The 20331-nt window shown below is 61.7% G+C and carries 21 protein-coding genes; all 21 read left to right on the top strand.

Annotated elements, in window-relative coordinates; translation table 11 throughout:
* The first annotated feature begins 1 nt into the window (after window position 1).
* Entirely contained in the window at window positions 2–1147 is a 1146-nt protein-coding gene (locus tag OOB33_RS10195) for a GumC family protein (RefSeq protein WP_271008570.1), read from the top strand.
* Window positions 1148–1232: 85 nt separating this feature from the next.
* Complete coding sequence (locus tag OOB33_RS10190) at window positions 1233–1628, top strand: MarR family EPS-associated transcriptional regulator (RefSeq protein WP_271008569.1); 396 nt, start codon at window positions 1233–1235, stop codon at window positions 1626–1628.
* A complete protein-coding gene (locus OOB33_RS10185) occupies window positions 1625–2944 on the top strand; it encodes a UDP-glucose dehydrogenase family protein (RefSeq protein WP_271008568.1) in 1320 nt (439 codons plus the stop codon). The genes OOB33_RS10190 and OOB33_RS10185 overlap by 4 nt, the downstream gene beginning before the upstream one ends.
* A complete protein-coding gene (locus tag OOB33_RS10180) occupies window positions 2941–3999 on the top strand; it encodes a Gfo/Idh/MocA family protein (protein WP_271008567.1) in 1059 nt (352 codons plus the stop codon). Before OOB33_RS10185 ends, OOB33_RS10180 begins: the two co-directional genes overlap by 4 nt.
* Window positions 3992–4480 carry an acyltransferase gene (locus tag OOB33_RS10175; protein ID WP_271008566.1) on the top strand — a complete coding sequence of 163 codons (489 nt, stop codon included), beginning with the start codon at window positions 3992–3994 and terminating at the stop codon, window positions 4478–4480. Before OOB33_RS10180 ends, OOB33_RS10175 begins: the two co-directional genes overlap by 8 nt.
* Before the next feature lie 7 nt (window positions 4481–4487).
* Complete coding sequence (locus OOB33_RS10170; RefSeq protein ID WP_271008565.1) at window positions 4488–5600, top strand: DegT/DnrJ/EryC1/StrS family aminotransferase; 1113 nt, start codon at window positions 4488–4490, stop codon at window positions 5598–5600.
* 32 nt (window positions 5601–5632) lie between these two features.
* Window positions 5633–6628: a UDP-N-acetylglucosamine 4,6-dehydratase (inverting) gene (gene pseB / locus OOB33_RS10165; protein WP_271008564.1), complete on the top strand. Its 996-nt coding sequence runs from the start codon at window positions 5633–5635 to the stop codon at window positions 6626–6628.
* Window positions 6625–7779, top strand: a complete 1155-nt coding sequence (gene pseC / locus OOB33_RS10160) for a UDP-4-amino-4,6-dideoxy-N-acetyl-beta-L-altrosamine transaminase (RefSeq protein ID WP_271008563.1) — start codon at window positions 6625–6627, stop codon at window positions 7777–7779. Before pseB ends, pseC begins: the two co-directional genes overlap by 4 nt.
* Window positions 7776–8471 (top strand): pseudaminic acid cytidylyltransferase, encoded by a 696-nt coding sequence (gene pseF, locus OOB33_RS10155; protein ID WP_271008562.1) that lies wholly within the window; start codon window positions 7776–7778, stop codon window positions 8469–8471. Before pseC ends, pseF begins: the two co-directional genes overlap by 4 nt.
* 64 nt (window positions 8472–8535) lie before the next feature.
* Window positions 8536–9684, top strand: coding sequence for an N-acetyl sugar amidotransferase (locus OOB33_RS10150; protein WP_271008561.1), 1149 nt, complete (start codon window positions 8536–8538; stop codon window positions 9682–9684).
* Window positions 9681–10304 carry an imidazole glycerol phosphate synthase subunit HisH gene (gene hisH, locus OOB33_RS10145; protein ID WP_271008560.1) on the top strand — a complete coding sequence of 208 codons (624 nt, stop codon included), beginning with the start codon at window positions 9681–9683 and terminating at the stop codon, window positions 10302–10304. The genes OOB33_RS10150 and hisH (OOB33_RS10145) overlap by 4 nt, the downstream gene beginning before the upstream one ends.
* Window positions 10298–11071 (top strand): imidazole glycerol phosphate synthase subunit HisF, encoded by a 774-nt coding sequence (gene hisF, locus OOB33_RS10140; protein ID WP_271008559.1) that lies wholly within the window; start codon window positions 10298–10300, stop codon window positions 11069–11071. The genes hisH (OOB33_RS10145) and hisF overlap by 7 nt, the downstream gene beginning before the upstream one ends.
* A gap of 14 nt (window positions 11072–11085) precedes the next feature.
* Window positions 11086–12552, top strand: a complete 1467-nt coding sequence (gene pseG, locus OOB33_RS10135; RefSeq protein ID WP_271008558.1) for a UDP-2,4-diacetamido-2,4,6-trideoxy-beta-L-altropyranose hydrolase — start codon at window positions 11086–11088, stop codon at window positions 12550–12552.
* 17 nt (window positions 12553–12569) lie between these two features.
* Window positions 12570–13616 carry a pseudaminic acid synthase gene (gene pseI / locus OOB33_RS10130; protein ID WP_271008557.1) on the top strand — a complete coding sequence of 349 codons (1047 nt, stop codon included), beginning with the start codon at window positions 12570–12572 and terminating at the stop codon, window positions 13614–13616.
* Window positions 13617–13656: 40 nt separating this feature from the next.
* The gene (locus OOB33_RS10125; RefSeq protein WP_271008556.1) at window positions 13657–15153 is read left to right on the top strand and encodes a hypothetical protein; all 1497 of its coding nucleotides are present in this window, start codon (window positions 13657–13659) and stop codon (window positions 15151–15153) included.
* Complete coding sequence (locus OOB33_RS10120; RefSeq protein WP_271008555.1) at window positions 15150–16448, top strand: lipopolysaccharide biosynthesis protein; 1299 nt, start codon at window positions 15150–15152, stop codon at window positions 16446–16448. Before OOB33_RS10125 ends, OOB33_RS10120 begins: the two co-directional genes overlap by 4 nt.
* Window positions 16445–17062, top strand: coding sequence for an imidazole glycerol phosphate synthase subunit HisH (gene hisH / locus OOB33_RS10115; RefSeq protein ID WP_271008554.1), 618 nt, complete (start codon window positions 16445–16447; stop codon window positions 17060–17062). Before OOB33_RS10120 ends, hisH (OOB33_RS10115) begins: the two co-directional genes overlap by 4 nt.
* A gap of 1 nt (window position 17063) precedes the next feature.
* The gene (locus tag OOB33_RS10110; protein WP_271008553.1) at window positions 17064–17825 is read left to right on the top strand and encodes an AglZ/HisF2 family acetamidino modification protein; all 762 of its coding nucleotides are present in this window, start codon (window positions 17064–17066) and stop codon (window positions 17823–17825) included.
* 11 nt (window positions 17826–17836) lie between these two features.
* On the top strand, window positions 17837–18961 hold the full coding sequence (locus tag OOB33_RS10105) for an N-acetyl sugar amidotransferase (protein WP_271008552.1): 1125 nt from the start codon (window positions 17837–17839) through the stop codon (window positions 18959–18961).
* The gene (locus tag OOB33_RS10100) at window positions 18958–20142 is read left to right on the top strand and encodes a glycosyltransferase (protein ID WP_271008551.1); all 1185 of its coding nucleotides are present in this window, start codon (window positions 18958–18960) and stop codon (window positions 20140–20142) included. Before OOB33_RS10105 ends, OOB33_RS10100 begins: the two co-directional genes overlap by 4 nt.
* Window positions 20139–20330 (top strand): hypothetical protein, encoded by a 192-nt coding sequence (locus OOB33_RS10095; RefSeq protein ID WP_271008550.1) that lies wholly within the window; start codon window positions 20139–20141, stop codon window positions 20328–20330. The genes OOB33_RS10100 and OOB33_RS10095 overlap by 4 nt, the downstream gene beginning before the upstream one ends.
* The last annotated feature ends 1 nt before the right edge of the window (window position 20331 follow it).

The following is a 20331-nucleotide window of genomic DNA, read 5'->3' as shown; positions in this document are numbered from 1 at the left end:
CATGATCGCCCCATCCACATTTCCAGCACCTGTATGCAAGGCAACTTCGATACAGGAGGCGAGGACACTCAATCTCATTGATGTACTGTCGATTTGGATAAGTCGAAAAGGTCAAATAGCCCTAGCAACAGTTGCAGCTGGCGCGATAGGCCTTGGCATCAGCTACTTGGTGCCTCCGACATTCACAGCCTCGACAACCTTTATCCCACCGTTGCAGCAACAGAATTCAGCTAGCTCGTTGGTAGCGTCCTTAGGCGCGCTATCAGGACTCGCCGGAGGTGTAGGCAGCAAATCGCCAGCAGACCAGTACGTCACATTGATGCAAAGCAACAACATCACGGACAAACTTGTGGACAAGTTTGATTTGATGAGGGTGTACGACTCGCGCTTCCGATTCGGCGCTCGCCAAGCATTGGCGAAGAACTCCCGGATTTCACTTGGCAAAAAAGATGGACTGATCACAGTCGAAGTCGACGCAACTGACCCCAAGTTGGCGGCAGACATCGCCAACAATTACGTTCTGGAATTGCGCCGTTTAAGCACTCAACTAGTGCTCAGTGAGGCCCAAGAGCGCCGCGCTTTCTTTGAGGCCCAACTGAAGCAATCTCGGGCCGCCTTGCAAGCAGCAGAGAAGAGACTTCAGCACAGCGGCTTTGATTCAGGGGCACTAAAAACAGAACCTCGTTCAGCAGCCGAAGCGTACGCTCGCATTCGTGCCGAAATTACCTCAGCAGAAGTTCGCCTTCAAGCAATGCGGCGAAATTTAACCGACGGCTCACCAGAGGTGCAGCAACTTTTAGCATTGATTGCCGCAATGCGCAGCCAAGCCGAGAAGCTCGAAAGCAAGTCAGACGGCGCAAAAACTGATGCAGGCTACGTTGCCGCATACAGAGACTACAAGTACCAAGAAACACTGTTTGAAATGTTCTCTAAGCAACTTGAATTGGCCAGACTGGATGAAACCAGAGATGGACCTTTGATTCAGGTAGTTGATGCCGCAACAGTGCCTGAATACAAAAGTAAACCCAAGCGCGCAGCAATGGCAGTTTCCACATCTTTAGCCGCCTTAGTTGCAATGCTTATCTGGACTGTAGCTCTCAGTTGGTGGCGCACACACTTCGTGAAAGTGCCCGGTCAATCAACATGACCCCACTCTCGCCACCGACCGGCGACCCCAAAGGCAGCAGCAGAGCCCAAGAAAGCCCCCCCGACTTTGTCGTATACTTCGTTCAATGCCTGAACAAGTTGACAGTCCCGGCCAGGACCTGGCCGCCACATCGAAAGATGCTGCGCATCTAGCGGCGCTGCGAATCTTGGCCGCTAGCCCTACGACTTCGCAACGCCAAGTCGCCATAAAGCTAGGCATCAGTGTAGGGCGCACGAACTTCATCATTCAGGCCCTACTTGAGAAAGGCTTTGTCAAGGTAGGCAACTTCAAGCGCAGTGATAGCAAGCTCGCGTATGCCTATGTTCTGACACCGAGCGGCTTTGCAGAGAAGTTGCGTTTGACTCGGTCATACATCCAACGCAAAGAAATTGAGTTTGAGCGCTTGCAGAAAATGATCATTGAACTCAAGCAAGAGCTTGGCAGTTCGACCGACACATCAATGGAGGGCAACAACAAGTGAAAGCCACAATCATCGGCTCTGGATATGTCGGACTCGTAACTGGCGCATGTTTAGCGGACGTTGGTAATGACATCGTCTGCCTAGACATCGACGAACGCAAAATAGCAATGCTCGTGGCTGGCGATGTCCCAATTTATGAACCGGGCCTTAAGGAACTGATCGAACGCAACGCTCGGGCTGGTCGGTTAAGCTTCACCACCGACGTGAAATCTGCCGTGACACACGGCGATCTACTCTTCATCGCAGTGGGCACACCTCCCGGCGAGGATGGATCGGCGGATCTACAGCATGTGCTCTCTGCAGCGCGTGGAATAGGCCGGCACATGCGTGGCGACCAAGTGGTGGTCAACAAAAGCACTGTTCCAGTTGGCACTGTCGATCTAGTTCGTGATGCGGTACGACAAGAGCTCACTGCACGCGGAACCGATCTTCGCTTTTGCGTCTTATCAAACCCCGAGTTCCTTAAGGAAGGCGCTGCTATAGACGACTTTATGCGCCCTGATCGCATTGTGATCGGCGGCGAAGAGACTTGGGGCTTGGAACAACTTCGCGCGCTCTACGCACCCTTTGAGCGCAATCACCCAAAGGTGATCGCGATGGATGCACGCTCTGCAGAGCTAACGAAGTACGCGGCTAATGCGATGCTCGCTACACGCATCAGTTTCATGAACGAACTGGCTCTGCTGGCCGATCAAGTTAATGCAGACATCGATCATGTCCGTCGTGGCATCGGTTCAGATCCCCGCATAGGCACACACTTCCTATACGCTGGCTGCGGGTACGGTGGCTCCTGTTTTCCTAAGGATGTCCAGGCATTGCTTCATACAGGGCAAAAGCATGGACAACCAATGCGGATTCTGGATGCCGTGGAAAAGGCGAACGAATATCAGAAGCAAGTTCTCGTCGAAAAGCTGGTCGCCCAATGTGGTGATCTGTCAGGATTGACCGTGGCGGTCTGGGGTCTGGCGTTCAAGCCAGAAACCGACGATATGCGTGCCGCAACAAGCTTAGTCGTTATTCCTGAACTATTGGCTCGCGGTGCAAGCGTAGTGGCCTACGACCCGGTTGCCGCTGAAACTGCGGCGAAGGAACTGCCGCCTTCGGAACGTCTGCGCTTTGCAGAATCAGCCGATGCAGCTGTGGAAGACGCAGATGCTCTGCTGATCGTCACCGAATGGAAAGAGTTTAGAAGCCCGCGCCTTGAACGACTCGCCAGCGCGCTGCGACTGAAGACCGTGATTGACGGTCGAAACATCCTCGATCCGCGACAAGCCCGTGCCGCTGGACTCACCTATCTCTGCATTGGAAGACCATGATCAATTTCGCCATCATCGGCTGCGGCCGCATTGCAAAGCGTCACGCCGAGTTGCTCGGCACCGGACAGATTTCTGGAGCTCGACTGGCTGCCGTCTGCGATATTGACCCAAGTCGAGCCAAGGCGTTTGCCGAACGCTTCGGCGTTCCCGGCTATACCAGTATTGAAGAAATGCTGGCGGCACCGGGTATTGACGCCGTGTCTGTACTGACGCCAAGCGGCATGCATGCCGAGCACGCGATCAAGGTCGCCAACGCTGGCAAACACATCGTGGTCGAGAAGCCGATGGCCCTCCGCCTAGAAGATGCGGACGAAATGATCGCCGCGGCAGATCGCAACAATGTTCGCCTGCTCGTCGTCAAACAAAATCGTTTCAATGTGCCGGTCGCTAAAGCGCGTGAGGCACTGGAAGCTGGCCGCTTTGGTCAGTTGGTATTGGGCACCGTACGTGTGCGCTGGTGCCGCGACCAAAGCTACTACGCACAAGACGCCTGGCGGGGCACCTTTGCGCAGGATGGCGGTGTGATCGCAAACCAGGCCAGCCACCATGTCGACATGTTGGGCTGGTTCATGGGCCCGGTCGAGAGCATCCATGCCCGCGGCGTGCGCGCATTGGTAGACATTGAAGCCGAAGACACGTGCGTCGCCACGATCAAGTTTCGAAGCGGAGCCGTTGGCGTTGTTGAGGCTACCAACGCTACGCGCCCCAAGGATCTTGAAGGTTCCCTGTCAGTGCTTGGCTCGGGCGGCACCGTGGAGATTGGTGGTTTCGCAGTGAACAAGATTCGCCATTGGAATTTCGTCGAACCCCGAGACGAAGATGCACAAGTGATGGACAAGTTCTCCGTCAACCCGCCCAATGTGTACGGATTTGGTCACCAAGCCTATTACGAACATGTGGTAGCGGTGCTAGATGGCCGAGAAAAAGCTCTGGTTGATGGCCATGAAGGGCGTGCTAGCCTTGAACTGGTCGCAGCGCTTTACGAATCGATGGCAAGCGGCCTTGAAGTGAAGCTGCCTCTCCAGACTAAGCACAGCCGTCTGGGGCGTGGTTGAAGTGACTCACGCACCGACACTACTGAAGGCGTCGATCCGAGACGTGCAATGCGGCGAAGGCGTCAAAATTGTCGAGCCGGCCAATGTCTACGAATGCACGCTTGGAGCGGGTTGTTTCGTTGGACCATTCTCTGAGATCCAGAAAGGCGTAACGATTGGCGCGCGTACGCGTATCCAGTCTCACAGCTTCATCTGCGAGTTGGTTTCGATCGGCGACGACTGCTTTGTCGGCCACGGAGTCATGTTCATCAATGATGTCTTCGCCGTAGGTGGGCCTGCCCGCGGTCGGCAAGAACTATGGAAGTCGACACACATCGGCAACCGCGTTTCTCTCGGCTCTAACGCCACGATCATGCCTGTGACCATCTGCGACGATGTTGTTGTCGGAGCGGGCGCCGTGGTCACACGCGACATCACCGAACCCGGCTTCTATGTCGGGAATCCAGCGCGACTACTGCGCCCTATGCCCAACAAGGATTGAGCCCACCATGGCCGAACATGTCCAAGTCCCCTTCGCCGATCTGCACGCACAGTACTTGACCATCAAGACCGAGATCGACACAGCCATCTCCGAAGTCATTCGTACGTCCGCCTTCATCCGGGGCCCTTATGTAGACAAGTTCGAAGCTGCGTTCGCCGACATGATGAACGTCAAGCACTGCGTGTCCTGCGCCAACGGCACGGACTCACTCTACATCGCCATGCATGCGCTAGGCGTCAAGCCTGGCGACGAGGTGATCGCGCCTGCCCACAGCTGGATCTCGACCACCGAGACGATCACCCAGGCCGGTGGCAAGGTCGTGTTCTGCGACACCGACCCAGTCACTCACACCATCGACACGGCCAAGCTGGGCGCGCTGGTGACCCCGCGCACCGTGGGCATCATCCCGGTCCACCTCTACGGCCAGCCTGCGGACATGGACCCGATCATGGCACTGGCCAAGACGCATGGCCTGTGGGTCCTGGAGGACTGCGCGCAGTCGCACCTGGCGCGCTACAAGGGTCGCCTGGTAGGCACCTTCGGCAATGCCGCTTCGTTCTCCTTCTACCCCGGCAAGAACCTGGGTGCGATGGGCGACGCCGGCGCTGTAACCACCAACGACCCCGAGCTGGCCAAGCGCATGGCGATGTTCGCCCGCCATGGTGGTCTGACCAAGGGCGACCATCAGATCGAGGGCATCAACAGCCGCCTGGACGGCCTGCAGGCCGCGATCCTTTCGGTCAAGCTGCCGCACCTGCCTCAATGGACGCGTCGTCGTCAGGAAATTGCAGCGTCTTATCAGACCTTGCTTAGCGGCATCGACGGCGTAACCTTGCCGACGGTGGCCGAATCACGTGAGCCTGTCTGGCATCTCTACGTGATCCGCCATGAGCGTCGGGACGCCCTCGCCGCGCATCTGAAGGGCCTCGGCATCCAGACGGTCGTGAACTATCCGGTGGCGCTCCCATTCCTGCCGGCTTACCGTAGTTTGGGGCATGTCGAAGCGGATTTCCCCAATGCACATCGCGACCAGTCGCGCATCCTGTCCCTCCCCATTTTCCCGGAAATGACTCCCGTGCAGATGCTGGCCGTCGCGGACGGCATTCGATCCTTCGCCTGATCGCGCTCCTTCAACGCCACCACGACTCCCCCATGTTCAGCAACAAATCGATCCTCATCACCGGCGGCACCGGCTCCTTCGGTCGCGCGTTCGTCAAGACAGTCCTGGAACGTCATCCCGACATCAAGCGTCTAGTGATCTATTCGCGCGACGAACTCAAGCAGTTCGAAATGTCGCAGACCTTCTCTGAGCGTCAGTACGACGGACTCCGCTACTTCATCGGCGACATCCGGGACGAGAACCGCCTACGCCGCGCACTCGAGGGCATCGACATCGTCATCCATGCCGCAGCCCTCAAGCAAGTCCCCGCTGCCGAATACAACCCCTTCGAGTGCATCAAGACCAATGTGCTGGGCGCGCAGAACCTGATTGAGGCCTGCCTGGATGCGGATGTCCAGCAGGTTGTCGCACTGTCCACGGACAAGGCGGCAGCACCGATCAACCTCTACGGCGCGACCAAGCTATGTTCCGACAAGCTATTCGTGGCCGCCAACAAGATCAAGGGCAAGCGCGACATCCGTTTCAGTGTCGTCCGCTATGGCAACGTCATGGGCAGCCGGGGTTCGGTGATCCCCTTCTTCCAGCAGCGTCGCAGCACGGGCGTACTGCCGATCACCGACCCGGCGATGACCCGTTTCAACATTTCGTTGGATGACGGCGTGAAGATGGTCCTTTGGGCCATCAAGAACGCCCTCGGTGGTGAAATTCTGGTGCCGAAGATCCCGAGCTACCGGATCACCGATGTCGCACAGGCCATCGGTCCCGAGTGCGAGCACCCTGTCGTGGGCATCCGCCCCGGCGAGAAGATCCACGAAGAGATGATCACCTCGAGTGACAGCCTCAATACGGTGGATCTCGGTGCGTACTACGCGATCCTGCCGTCAGCGGACGACGACATCCGTCGCGAATACCTGGCACGGCCCGACGTTTCCGCCGTACCTGTCGGGTTCGCCTACGACTCCGGCACCAACACCGAATTCCTGACGGTGGATCAACTGCGTGATCTGATCGCGGGGCTGCAAGCATGATTCCCTACGGCCGACAGACGATTTCGCAGCAGGACATCGACGCTGTCGTCGACGTCCTGCGGTCGGACTTCCTGACGCAGGGGCCACAGGTGCCGGCGTTCGAGAAAGCCGTGGCCGCCGCGTGCGGCGCAGCACACGCTCTGGCCATGAACAGCGCAACGTCAGCGCTCCATGTGGCCTGCATGGCGCTATCGGTCGGCCCGGAGGATCGGGTATGGACCAGTCCCAACACCTTCCTGGCCAGTGCCAACTGCGCTCGCTACTGCGGTGCTGACATCGACTTCGTCGATATCGATCCGGTCACCTACAACCTGTGCGCAGACCAACTGGCGCGCAAGCTTGAGGCCGCCGAAAAGACAGGCACGCTGCCCAAGGTTGTCATTCCGGTGCATTTCGCCGGACAACCGTGCGACATGGCTGCGATCGCCGCACTCGCGGACCGCTATGGCTTCGCCGTCATCGAGGACGCCTCTCATGCCATCGGCGCAACCTATGGGGACAGCCTCGTCGGCGACTGCCGCTACAGCGATATCACGATCTTCAGTTTCCATCCCGTCAAGATCGTGACGACCGCCGAGGGTGGCATCGCCACGTGCCGGGATCCGGCCCTTGCAGCGCGGATGGCCAGCCTGCGTTCTCACGGGATGACCCGAGATCCGGCATTAATGATTCGGGAGTCCGAAGGGCCTTGGTATTACGAGCAGATCGAGCTTGGCTACAACTATCGCCTGACTGAGTTGCAGGCGGCGCTGGGGCTCTCCCAGATGACGCAGTTGCAACCCTGGATCGAGCGGCGTCATGCGCTAGCCGATCGCTACGACGGCGCGCTGGCCGATCTGCCAATCGTGCGACCCGCTCGCCCGGCGGGTCGCCGCTCCGCGCTCCATCTCTACCCTATCCAGGTCGGAACAGGCGCTTCCATCAACCGCAGGAGCCTATTCGACGGACTGCGTGAAGCGGGTATCGGCGTGAACGTCCACTACATCCCGGTGCATCTTCAGCCCTACTACCGACAGTTCGGCTTCAAGCCTGGCGATTTCCCAGTTGCCGAAGCCTACTATCGGCGTGCGATCAGCCTGCCACTCTACGCCGCATTGGGCGAGCCGGAGCAGGACCTCGTCGTGAACGCGCTTCGAAGCCTGCTGACATGAAGATCGCCATCGTCCCGGCACGCGGAGGAAGCAAGCGGATCCCTCGCAAGAATGTCCGCCTTTTCTGCGGCAAGCCCATGATTGCGTGGACGCTCGATGCGCTGTCGACAAGCGGCTGCTTCGATCGCATTCTTGTGTCCACGGACGATGATGAGGTTGCCGAGATCGCGCGACAGTGGGGGGCGGATACCCCTTTCCGCCGTCCAGCCCAGTTGGCGGACGATCACACGCCCACCCTGCCGGTGATCGCTCATGCGTTGGAATGGCTGACTTCCCATGCCGAGGTTCCGGTCCAGGCCGTCTGCTGTGCCTATGCCACGGCGCCCCTCATGCAGCCGGGCGATTTGATCCAGGCAGGTCGCCTGTTGGAAGCAGATCCGGCATTGGACTATGTGTTCACTGCCACCTCCTTCGCGTTCCCCGTGCAACGGGCTCTGGTGCGCGATGGCGCAGGTGTGAAAGCCTTGTTCACGGACAGCATCCAACGGCGCTCCCAGGACCTGGAGGATGCCTTCCATGACGCCGGCCAGTTCTATTGGGGCACGGCGGAGGCCTTTCGCCAAGGACGTCCAATTTTCGGCCCGTGCTCAAAGCCGCTCCTGATCCCGCGTCATCGGGTCCAGGATATTGATACCCCGGAAGACTGGGCGCAGGCGGAACTCATGAGCCGTGCGTCCCGGCTGACGCCGTAGAACTGATCACACGCCGCTGTCGCGCGTGCCCTCTTTGATTGAAACAAGCCTGAAGGATCAACCCATGTTGAAGTACTGCAGCCGTTGCGTGATGCCCCATACTAAGCCGGATCTTCACATCGATGAAGACGGCGTATGCAACGCTTGCCGCGCATACGAGCAGCGGCGCGAGGTGGATTGGGATGCTCGCCGCGTCGAACTGATGAACCTCCTCCAACGCTATCGTCGCAACGGTTCCAACTGGGACTGCATCGTTCCGGTCAGCGGCGGCAAGGACAGCACCTACCAGGTGATCCGGATGCTCCAACTCGGATTGAATCCACTCTGCGTCACCTCGAGCACCTGCGACCTGTCGGAAATCGGCCGGAGGAACATTGAAAACCTGAAACGCCTGGGGGTCGACCACTTCGAGTTCTCGCCGAATCCGCTGGTCCGGGCCAAGCTGAACCGGATCGGGCTGACCGAGGTCGGCGACATTGCCTGGCCGGAACACGTAGGCATCTTCACGATTCCCGTCCGCGCGGCGGTGCAGTTCAACGTGCCACTGATCGTCTGGGGCGAGAACTCCCAGAACGAATACGGTGGCCCTGCGGCAGCGGCCGAGGACAACGTCCTGACTCGACGCTGGCTCGAGGAGTTCGGCGGTCTGCTGGGCTTGCGCGTCGCGGACCTGTCCGCCACCTACGGGATCGAATCGCGCCAGTTGTTGCCCTACCAATACCCGAGCGACGAAGAACTCCAACGTGTCGGCGTGACGGGACTGTTCCTGGGGCACTACCTGCCGTGGGACGGATTGTCAAATGCGTTGATCGCGCAAGCGAACGGCTTCCATTCGTTCGACCGCTCCGTCGAGGGCTCGATGGTCAACTACGAGAACCTGGACAACCACCAGCATGGCATCCACGATTACTTCAAGTTCCTGAAGTTCGGCTTCTCCAGGGCAACGGATATCGCCTGCCTTCATGTGCGCCGCGGCCGCATCTCGCGGCAGGACGCCCTGGAGATAGTGCGCCGTCATGACGGCAAGTATCCATGGAGCTATCTGGGCAAGCCGCTAGCGGACATCCTCGATCCACTGGAAATGACCGTGGCCGAATTCGACCGCGTCTGCGACCAGTTCACCAACAAACGCATCTTCAAGCGCGACGGTAGCGGCGCCCTGCTCCGCGATCGTCACGGCAATCTGGAGAAGTTGAACTACGACAACGAATGAAAGTCGGCATCGTCAACTACGGGATGGGCAACCTGGCTTCCGTCCGGCGTGCGCTCGAGGATCTGGGCGCCGAAGCCTTCATTGCCGAACATCCGGCCGCCCTGTACGACGCCTCGCGCGTCGTGCTGCCGGGTGTGGGTGCCTTCTTGCAAGGCATGCAGCGCTTGAGAACCGGGGGCTGGGTCGAGGCACTGCACGATCTGGTGCATGAGCACCGTCGGCCGCTGCTCGGGATCTGCCTGGGCATGCAGATGCTCGCGACCACCGGTGAGGAGGGCGGCATGCATGACGGCCTAGATCTGGTGCCTGGCCGGGTACGCCGGCTGGACGACCTCGGCTGTGCGTTGCGGATCCCTCACGTGGGCTGGAACGACACTGCCTCGCGAAGAGACGATCCGCTATTCGCACACATCCCCCAAGCCTCGGACTTCTACTTCGTCCACAGCTTCGCCTTCGATCCTGAGGACGAAGCCGACGTCATCGCCCGGACAGATTACGACGTGCCGCTGGTCGCCGCGGTGCGCCGCGGCAGTGTTTTCGGTACGCAGTTCCATCCGGAGAAGAGCTCTCGCGTCGGTCGTCAACTGCTCCGCAACTTCCTCGATTTCCGCCCATGCTGAAGGTACGAGTCATCCCGACCCTCCTGTGGAAGGATTTCGGACTGGTCAAAGGCGTCGGCTTCAACAGTTGGCGCCGGACCGGGTCCGTACTGCCTGCCATCAAGGTCTACAACTCCCGCGACGTCGACGAACTGATCCTGGTGGACATCACCGCCTCGGCACTGGGCGCTTCGCCGGACCACGACTCGGTGGGCGACTTCTCGCAGGCCTGCACCGTGCCACTGACCGTGGGCGGAGGCATCGGGGATCTTGAGCAGATTACCCGACTGCTGCATGCGGGCGCGGACAAGATCGCGCTGAATTCTGCCGCCTATGCAACGCCTGGACTCGTCGACCTCGCGGCCGATCGATTCGGCGCGCAGTGCGTTGTCGCGAGCATCGACGTCAAGGATATGCCGGATGGACGGCAGTCGTGCTTCAGTCACGCGGGTACGCGAGACACCGGACGAGACCCCGTTGAATGGGCCAGGGAGCTGGCCGATCGCGGCGCCGGAGAGATCCTGCTGACCTCGATCGACAGAGACGGCACCATGCGAGGATACGACCTGGCCCTTATCGAACGCATCGCATCGTCGGTCGCCATTCCCGTGATCGCCTCAGGCGGGGCCGGGAACTATGGCCATATGGTCGATGCCGTTATCCGCGCCGGCGCCTCCGCCGTGGCGGCGGCAAGCATCTTCCATTTTACCGAGCAGACGCCCGCGGGGGCGAAGCACGCGCTCCACGAAGCGGGCTTGCCGGTGCGACAGAACTTCATCGCGATCTAAACGTGGCGCAACCCTTGCGTATTCTGATCCGGGCGGACGCCTCCAGAGACATCGGCGTCGGTCACGTCAAGCGCTGCCTGTCGCTGGGGCAGGCCTTGACCGATTGCGGCGCCGAGGTCACATTGCTGACCCGGCTGCGCGATGTCGATACCCGCTCGATGGCCGCCCAGGCCGGCATCGCCTGCACCGCGCTGCCGGATTCGGACGAGGCGGGCGGGATGGTCGACGCGGAAACCACGGCGAACCATGTTGCCCGTGATCGCACAGACTGGGTGATCGTCGACCACTATGGCATCGACGAGCAGTGGCATCGGCGTGTCGCTGAAGCCGGGGCCCGCATCGCCGCGATCGACGATCTGGCCGACCGCCCCCTGGATGCGTCCGTGCTCATCGACCAGAATGAGGCAGACCACCCCTCCAAGTATGTTTCGGTATTGGCAGCATCGACGCCGATTCTTGGCGGCCCGCGTTTTGCGATGCTGTCGAGTGCCTATGCCGACGCGCCCCGGTGGCAAGCCAGCGGCTCCGTCCGGAGTATCGGTATCTTCATGGGGGGCACCGACGCCGCCGCGATGTCGGAAGTGGCGCTTCGCGCCTGCCGCGAGCATGCCGGATTCGAAGGTCCGATCGAGATTGCGACGACAAGCGGCAATGAGCGCCTACTCGTGCTTCGGGACCTGTGCGAGGCCGATCCGCGCACGTCGCTGCTCGTGGACGCTGCGGATCTCACCCGATTCTTCGCCCGGCACGATCTCCAGATCGGCGCGGGCGGGGGCGCGACCTGGGAGCGTTGCTGCGTGGGAGCACCCACGCTGCTGCTGCGCTGCGCGCCCAACCAGGACGCGGTGATTCCGGCCCTCGTACGCCGGGGGGTCGTTCGAACCGTCGCACCGACCAAGGATCGCGACACCGTCGCCGTGGGCGATGCGCTCAGGGAATTGATGACCGACGCGAAACTCCGGGCCACGCTTAGCCGACGTTCGCTGGACACCGTGGATGGCCTGGGGGCGCGTCGTGTGGCCCTGTATCTGCTTGCCGACACCCTGCGGGTACGACCCGCAACCCCATCCGACGGCCAGCTGCTGCACGCGTGGCGCAACCATCCGAGCACGCGGGAGATGTCCGCCGATACACGCGAGATCGGCATGGAGGAACATCTCGCCTGGTATACGCGCGCGCTCCAGGATCCCTCTCGCAGCCTGCTGGTCGCAATGATCGGTGCGGTGCCGGTCGGCAGTATCCGATTCGACCGCCTTACGGGCGGCGAATTGGAAGTCTCCCTGTATCTGGACCCCGCCTTGCACGGACTTCGCCTCGGCACCCGGCTCCTGGCTCGCGGTGAGCAACACATGGCGGCGCGCCGCGGCGCGCCGACTGAGTTCATTGCCACGGTGCTCGACGGCAACCTCGGCTCCCGGCGGCTGTTCGCCTCCGCCGGATATCGCCACATCGGCGACCGCTGGCGCAAGCCGGCGGCTTAACTCAAGGAATTATCCCAATGATCAAGATCGGAACCCGCGAGGTCGGTGCCGGCGCCCGTCCCTACCTCATCGCGGAGATGTCGGGCAATCACAATCAATCGCTCGATCGTGCGCTGGCGATCGTCGACGCAGCCGCCGCCGCGGGCGCGGATGCGGTCAAGCTGCAGACGTACACCGCGGCGACGATGACGCTCGATGTGAAGGCCAAGGGCTTCGTCATCGAGGACGACAAGAGTCTGTGGGCAGGTCGCCAGCTGTTCGATCTCTATGCAGAGGCTCATACGCCGTGGGAATGGCATGACCCGATCATGGCCCGTGCTGCCTCGCACGGCCTGCACTGCTTCAGTTCGCCGTTCGACGACAGCGCCGTCGACTTCCTCGAGTCGCTCAACGTGCCGGCCTACAAGATCGCCTCTTTTGAGAATACCGATCTTCCGCTGATCCGGAAAGTCGCGAGCACGGGGAAGCCGATGATCATCTCCACCGGCATGGCCACGCTGGCGGAAATCGACGAGGCCATCCGGACAGCGCGTGAAGCCGGTTGTCGAGAACTAGTGCTGCTCAAATGCACCAGCACTTATCCGGCAACCCCGGCCAACACCAACGTGCGCACCATCCCTCATATGTCGCAGGCCTTCGGCTGCGAGGTCGGACTATCCGACCACACCATGGGTTGCGGTGCCGCGATCGCCGCAGTGGCCATGGGGGCCGTCCTGATCGAAAAGCACTTCACGCTGCGACGCGCTGACGGTGGTGTCGATTCGACGTTCTCGCTGGAGCCGGAAGAATTCAAGCAACTGCGCGTCGAGTCGGAGCGCGCTTGGCAGAGCCTCGGGCAAGTCGTTTACGGCGGCACCCAGGCGGAGGAGAAATCGCGCGCATTCCGGCGCACCCTCTACATCGGCACCGACATGAAGGCAGGCGACCGCCTCTCACGCGAAAACCTGCGCATCGTCCGGCCTGGTTACGGTCTGCCGCCGAAGTATTTCGACATGGTACTCGGCAAACGCATCAACACCGATGCAACTGCCGGCACCCCGCTGACATGGGATCTGCTGGCGTGATGCGCACATTCGCGGCCTGCTGCCTGGAAAGGCAGACCCGATGAAGTCTTCGTCGGATGTGCTGGCGCTGATCAATCAGCTCGAGCATCGGTTTCCCGTCGCCCGCTGGCGCGCCGGAGACATCGATCTCTGGCCGGTCTACCGTCTGCGTCTGTACATGAACGTCACGCTGTCGATGCTAGCCGCTGAGACCGCACCGACGGGGACGCTGACACGCCGGGCGCGTCAGTTGCGGCAGTTGGCCCGCGGCATGTGGGCGCCCCGGGCGGCGGCCTGGCGGGACCGGGACATGAACGCCTCGATGTCCGCGCCGGCGGGCGCGGTATGCCTCAGCGACGGCGTATCGTTCACGCCGGTCGACGGCCGCTGGTATGACCGGATCATGGATCCGGTCGTGGAGTCGCTCGGGCGTCGGGGCATCCGCATGTTGAAGCTGACGCCGGGGAGCAACATCTATCTACCGCGGACACACCCTTCGGTGCTTGTCCAGCCTCAGATTGACCGCAGCCTGGCCATGCCCGGCCGATCCTCGCCGGCTCTGGATCTGCCAGCCTTCGAGTCCTTCCAGGAGGCCGCCGCAGCCTTCGGTGCACACGTGCCCACGCGTGCCTGGCTGAACGGGCAAGCTCGGCGATTGAACGATCTGGCGAACGCCTTCGCGCGGATCATGGTCCGGGTCGGCGCAGGTCATGCCTTCGTCAACACCTATTACTCGCTGCAGGGCTTTGCCTTCGTGCTGGCGGCGCGCCGCTGCGGCATCCCGTGCGCGGATCTGCAGCACGGCCTGCAGGGAGACCATCACGGTGCATATGGCAGCTGGATAAATGTCCCAACGGAGGGGTATTCGACGCTGCCGACGGAATTCTGGGTCTGGTCCGAGGAAGAACGCAGGGCAATCGACGCCTGGCGCGCCGGGACGTCAAACCACGCCCCGCGCATCACCGGCAACTTCTGGCGCGACCGCTGGTTCGACGACAGCGATCCAATGGTGGCCCGCGACGTCGCTAGGGCCCGTACGATGCGCGTGGATGGGCGACCCCAGGCCCTGGTCAGCCTGGCCTGGGGCCTGGCCAGCGAGGAGACCGACAAGATCATCCGAGCGGCCCGGCTGACCGGCGATCGCATGGCCTGGTGGTGGCGGCTCCATCCGGTGGAAGCGCATCTCTGGCGCGATTTCGCGGCTCGGCTGACCTCCGCTGGGCTGGACGGCGGGACTGTCGAGTTCGCCACAACGCATCCCTTATACGCGCTGGTCCGCGGCAGTGACGTAACGCTCTCACATTCGTCCACCGTGATGCAGGAGGCGGCGGTCTTCGGTGTCCGGTCCGTCGTCACCGCAGACTACGGCACCGAACTCCATGCAAACCTGCTGGACAGCGGGATGGCGCTTCATGCCACTACGGACGAGGCCATTGCCAACGCCGCGCTGAGGCTGGCCGCCCAGCAGAAACGTACGGCGTCGCGTCCCAACGAATGCGGCATCGACTCCGCCGTCGACGCCTGGCTGGGAACACAACGGCAGGAGACGGCCGCATGACCGCATCCAACCGCGGCGCGCGGGGCCTGCTCGGGGGGACGGCGATCTATACGTTGTCGAGCCTAGCCTGTGCCTCGATCCCCTTCCTCATGCTTCCGGTGCTGACCCGCCTCCTTACGCCGGAGGACTATGGCACGGTGGCGATGTTCTCCGTCGTGGTCGCACTCTTCGGCGCGCTGACCGGCTTGAGCGTAAACGGCGCCGTCGCCATGCGCTACTTCGACCGTGCATCGATCGACTTCCCGCGCTATGTCGGCAGTTGCATGGCGATACTGGGCGTCAGCACGATCGCCATCCTCACCGCCACTGCCGTCTCCGCGCCGTTGCTAACCCGGTTCACGCTCCTCGAGCCCGGCTGGCTCGAACTGGCTGTCGTTGTCGCAGGCGCCCAGTTCGTCGTCCAGATCGCCCTGGCCATCTGGCAGTCTGCCAAGCAGCCGTGGCGATTCGCGGGCCTGCGGCTGTTCCAGGCCCTCCTGGACGCTGCCGCTTCGATCGCGCTGGTGATCGGAGCAGGGCTCGCCTGGCAAGGCCGCCTGACCGGTATTGCGTTGGCCAGCCTGGCCGCCGCCGTGCTGGCCGGCGGCGTGCTGATGCGCGGCGGGTGGATCCGCGGGCCGGTAAGCCGCGAGTATGTCTCCAACGCCATGCGTTTCGGCCTGCCGCTTGTGCCGCACGCGCTGGGGGGCCTTCTCACCAGCATCCTCGACCGCTTCCTGCTGAGCAATCTCCTGGGCGTCGGAAGCACCGGCGTCTACATGGTTGCGCTCCAGATTGGCATGGTGCTGGGGTTGTTCACCGACTCGTTCAACCGGGCCTATGCCCCTTGGCTCATCGAGCGTCTGCAACACCAGGACCCCCGCCGGGACATCAAGATCGTGCGCTTCAGCTACGGCTATTTCGCATTCGTCACGATAGTCGCAGTGATCACCAGCGTGGCAGCGCCGGTGGTCATCCCGATCCTGGTGGGTGCCCAGTTCGCGCGGGCTGCTGAGGTGGTGGGCTACATGGCCTTCGGTTATGCCTTCGGCGGCATGTACTACATGGTCACCAACTACGTCTTCTTTGCCGGTCGGACAACCAGGCTGGCGATCGTGACATTCTGCGGCGGCGCGCTCAACGTCGCGGCGTCCTACTTCCTGATCCAGCGCAATGGCGTCGTCGGCGCGGCACAGGGTTTCATGCTTTCCCAGGCCTTCGTCTTCCTCGGCACCTGGCGGCTCGCTCACCAATCGCGTCCGATGCCGTGGCTGAGCGCGTTGGCATGGCGGCCATCTCGGAGCACTTCCCCATGATCACCCTCATCGACTACGGCGTCGGCAATCTGGGCTCGGTCCAGAACATGCTCAAAAAGCTGGGCGCGGAATCCGCCATCGCGTCCGACATCGCCACCATTGAGCGTGCCAGCAAGCTGATCCTTCCCGGCGTCGGCGCTTTTGACGCCGGCATGGGCCAGCTCAACGCCTCGGGCCTGCGCCCCGCGCTGGACGCCGCAGTGCTGGGCCGTAAAGTACCGGTGGCCGGCATCTGCCTGGGCATGCAGCTTATGACCGAGGGCAGCGAGGAAGGCCAGTTGCCCGGCCTGGGCTGGGTGCCCGCCAGAACCGTCCGCTTTGTGCCTGCCGCAGGCGAGACATTGAAAGTTCCGCACATGGGCTGGAGCGTCGTCTCCCCCGCCAAACCCAGCCCCGCCCTGGACTTCCTCGAAGGCGAGTCGCGCTTTTACTTCGTTCACTCGTATCACGTCGCCTGCCGCAACCGCGCCGATGCGCTGCTGCAGGCGCAGTACGGTTCCGTCGCCTTCGACGCGGCCTTCGAAAGGGGCAACATTCTGGGTTTCCAGTTCCATCCTGAAAAGAGCCACCGGTTCGGCATGGCCTTGCTCAAGGCTTTCCTGGAGCGCTACTGACATGTTGAACCATCGCGTCATTCCCAGCCTGTTGCTGAGCAACGGTGGTCTCGTCAAGACGAGGAAGTTCAAGAACGGTGTATACGTAGGCGATCCGATCAACGCGATCCGCATCTTCAACGAGAAGGAAGTTGACGAACTGGTCCTGCTGGACATCCGAGCTAGCCTGGACAAGCGTGAACCCGACTTCAACCTCATCAAGGAGATTGCCAGCGAGTGCTTCATGCCGTTGGCCTACGGCGGCGGCATCACCTCAATGGAGCAGATTCACCGCTTGCTGCGCCTGGGCGTGGAGAAGGTCATCCTCAACACCGCCCTGCATCGCGATCCGGCTTTCGTGCGCGAAGCCGTGGCCACCTTCGGCAGCCAGGCTATCACTGCATCGATCGATGTTCGGCGCAAGCTCTTTGGCCGCCGCGCGGTGATGACGCTGGCGGGGTCGCTGGCCACTGGCCAGGATCCAGTCCAGGCCGCTCGCCATGCTGAAAGCCTCGGTGTGGGCGAAATTTTGCTGACCTCCATCGATGACGAGGGCTCGATGGACGGCTATGACATCGATTTGCTAGCCAAGGTGAGCAAATCTGTCAACGTCCCGGTCATCGCATCAGGAGGTGCAGGCACGCTCGACCACTTCCGTGCCGCGGTGCGCGAGGGTCACGCCTCCGCTGTGTCTGCCGGCAGCATGTTCGTCTTCTACGGCCCGCACCGGGCTGTGTTGATCTCGTACCCCCCCTATCGCGCACTCTGCGATCTCTTCCGCTGAAACCTGACCCCATGACCCAAATCTGCAAGCGCTGCGTGATGGACGCGCAAGTGCCCGATCTTCGCTTCAACGCCGACGGCATCTGCAATTACTGCGAGGATTTCCTCGAAATGATGGGTCGAACCGTTCACCCGGACCCCTCGCGCCGCCAAGCGGACCTGGAGCGCTTCGTTGCGCAGGTCAAGCGTGACGGCGAGGGAAAGCCCTATGACTGCATCATCGGCCTGTCGGGCGGCGTGGACAGTGCCTGGGTCCTGTACCAGGCCAAGAAATTGGGCCTGCGCCCGTTGGCCGTGCACATGGACAACGGCTGGAACTCCGAGCTGGCTCAGAGCAACATCGAAGGCCTGGTGAGGACGCTGGACGTCCATCTGTTCACGCATGTCATCGACTGGCACGAATACCGCGAGCTGATGCAGGCCTTCTTCGAAGCAGATGTCGTCGACGTCGAACTGCTCTACGACAACGCAATGTTCGCTGTGAACTACCGCTTGTCCGCCAAGTACGGCATCAAGTGGATCCTGGCGGGCACGAATAAGTCCACCGAAGGTATGCGTATGCCCACAGGCTGGAACTGGTTCAAGTTCGACGCAAAGAACATTCGCAGCATCGGTGCTCGCCGCGGTGTCGGCAGGCTCAAGACCTTCCCCGCGATCGGCGTGCTGGACTACGTCTGGCAGGAGTACTTTCGCAAGGCCAAGTGGGTATCGTTCCTGGACCTGCTGGACTACCGAAAAGAAGAGGCCTTGCAGGTGCTGGAGCGAGAGTGCGGCTACCGCCGCTATCCGTACAAGCACTACGAATCGATCTTCACGCGCTTCTATCAAGGCTTCATCCTTCCGCGCAAATTCGGCATTGATAAGCGAAAGCTGCACCTCGCCACGCTGGTAGCCACCGGACAAATGTCGCGCGACGACGCGCTGAGCCTGCTTGCAGAAATTCCGTACCCGTCGCAGGCTGAACTGGACAGTGACCGCCAGTACTTCCTCAAAAAGATGAACTGGACGGACCAGCAGCTCGATGAGTACATCGCTCGGCCTGAGAAGAGCCACGCTGAATACGGCACGGAACTCGGCCTGTGGCAGACGCTGGCAAAGGTCTACAAGGGGATCTTTGGAAAGCCCAAAGCTGTATGAAGCCACTGGTCTACTTCGTCGCAAACGAGAGCGTGGGCAGCGGTTTGTTGCGAGCCCAACTTCTGCAGCCCCTGCAGGGCGCCGGTCTGGCCGATCAAGTCCAGGTTGTGAACCTGCTGCATCCACTAGCCAGGCCCGCCACTGGCGTACGGCGGCTAACCACGCTGCGATGCGGCATACCTGCGCGGCTCTACCAGTTCAAGCTGGGCGGCCTACTGGACAAATTGGTTGCTGCGTATTACGCGGCAGCACTGGCTTGGGTCGTGCCCCGCGGCAGCCGCGTGGTCGCACGCAGTTACTTCTCAGCGCTGGCTGTGGCTCTACTCCAGCGGATAAAGCCTCTGGAACTCGTCTTCGACACCCGCAGCCAGTTCGTCCAGGAGAACGTCAGCGCCGGCAGGCTGCGTCCTGGCAGCGCGGCACATCGGCGCTGGCTAGCCATCGAATCGTTGCTACTCAGCCGGGCGGCGAAAGTGCTGGCCGTGTCCGACGCGCAGGCGCGCTACTACCGCAAGGTCGCGCCGACGGCCCGCGTGCAGGTCATCCCGTGCTTCAGCCAGCCCAACGAACGCCTGCTCGCCGCGGACATGCGCGAGGACGGCCGCGGTCAGATGGGTTTCAAGGCACAGGACACAGTCGTCTGCTACTACGGATCGCTGGACCACAAGTGGAACAACATCCGCATGTACGCTGATTTCTTTGCCGACTGCCTGGAGCAGGGCCTTAGGATCTGCGTCATCACGCCGAGCGCCGACGAACTGCGAGCCGATCCTCGCTTGAACCGGCCGGAAGCCTTCATTGCGCAGATCGACGATCCGCAGCGCGCGCGCCAACTGATCGCAGCCTGCGACCACGGTGTGATCATCATGAAAAAGGCCGATGACTGGGAATCGCGCCTTGGCGTGAAGTTCGTCGAGTATTTGGGCGCTGGACTGCAGGTTTTGGTGGGTGAATGGGTAGGTGCCGCCGCCGAGACCGTGCGTCGCCACTTCCCCGACGCTGGTACCATCGTTGCCGGCGAAACGCCGCGGCCGCCGGCGCTGCGCCAGACGAGCGACGCGCAGCGCCTGGACATCGCGCGCCGCGCGGCGTCGATGTTCGGTTATCACAGGATGTTCGAGGTCTTCGACCTCGAAGCCCCGCAAGACGGCGCGCGACGAGCCGAAGAGACCGCCCCATGAACCGATTGCTAGTCGTCCTGTTCTGCGCGATGCCCTCGATGGCATTCGCCTACATCGATCCGGGCACCGGCGCGTATGTCGTGCAGGCGCTGTTCGCGCTGATCGTGGCCGGACTGGCCTACGTACGGCATCCGATCAAGGCGCTGAAAGCGCTGCTGGATCGACTGCGGCGCAAGGATCGCGACTGAG

It is taken from the genome of Paucibacter sp. B51 (assembly GCF_027863535.1).
In the GTDB taxonomy this organism is placed as follows: Bacteria; Pseudomonadota; Gammaproteobacteria; order Burkholderiales; family Burkholderiaceae_C; genus Paucibacter_A; species Paucibacter_A aquatilis.
Note: the sequence above shows the minus strand (reverse complement) of the source record. Positions and strands in the feature narration are given on the sequence as shown.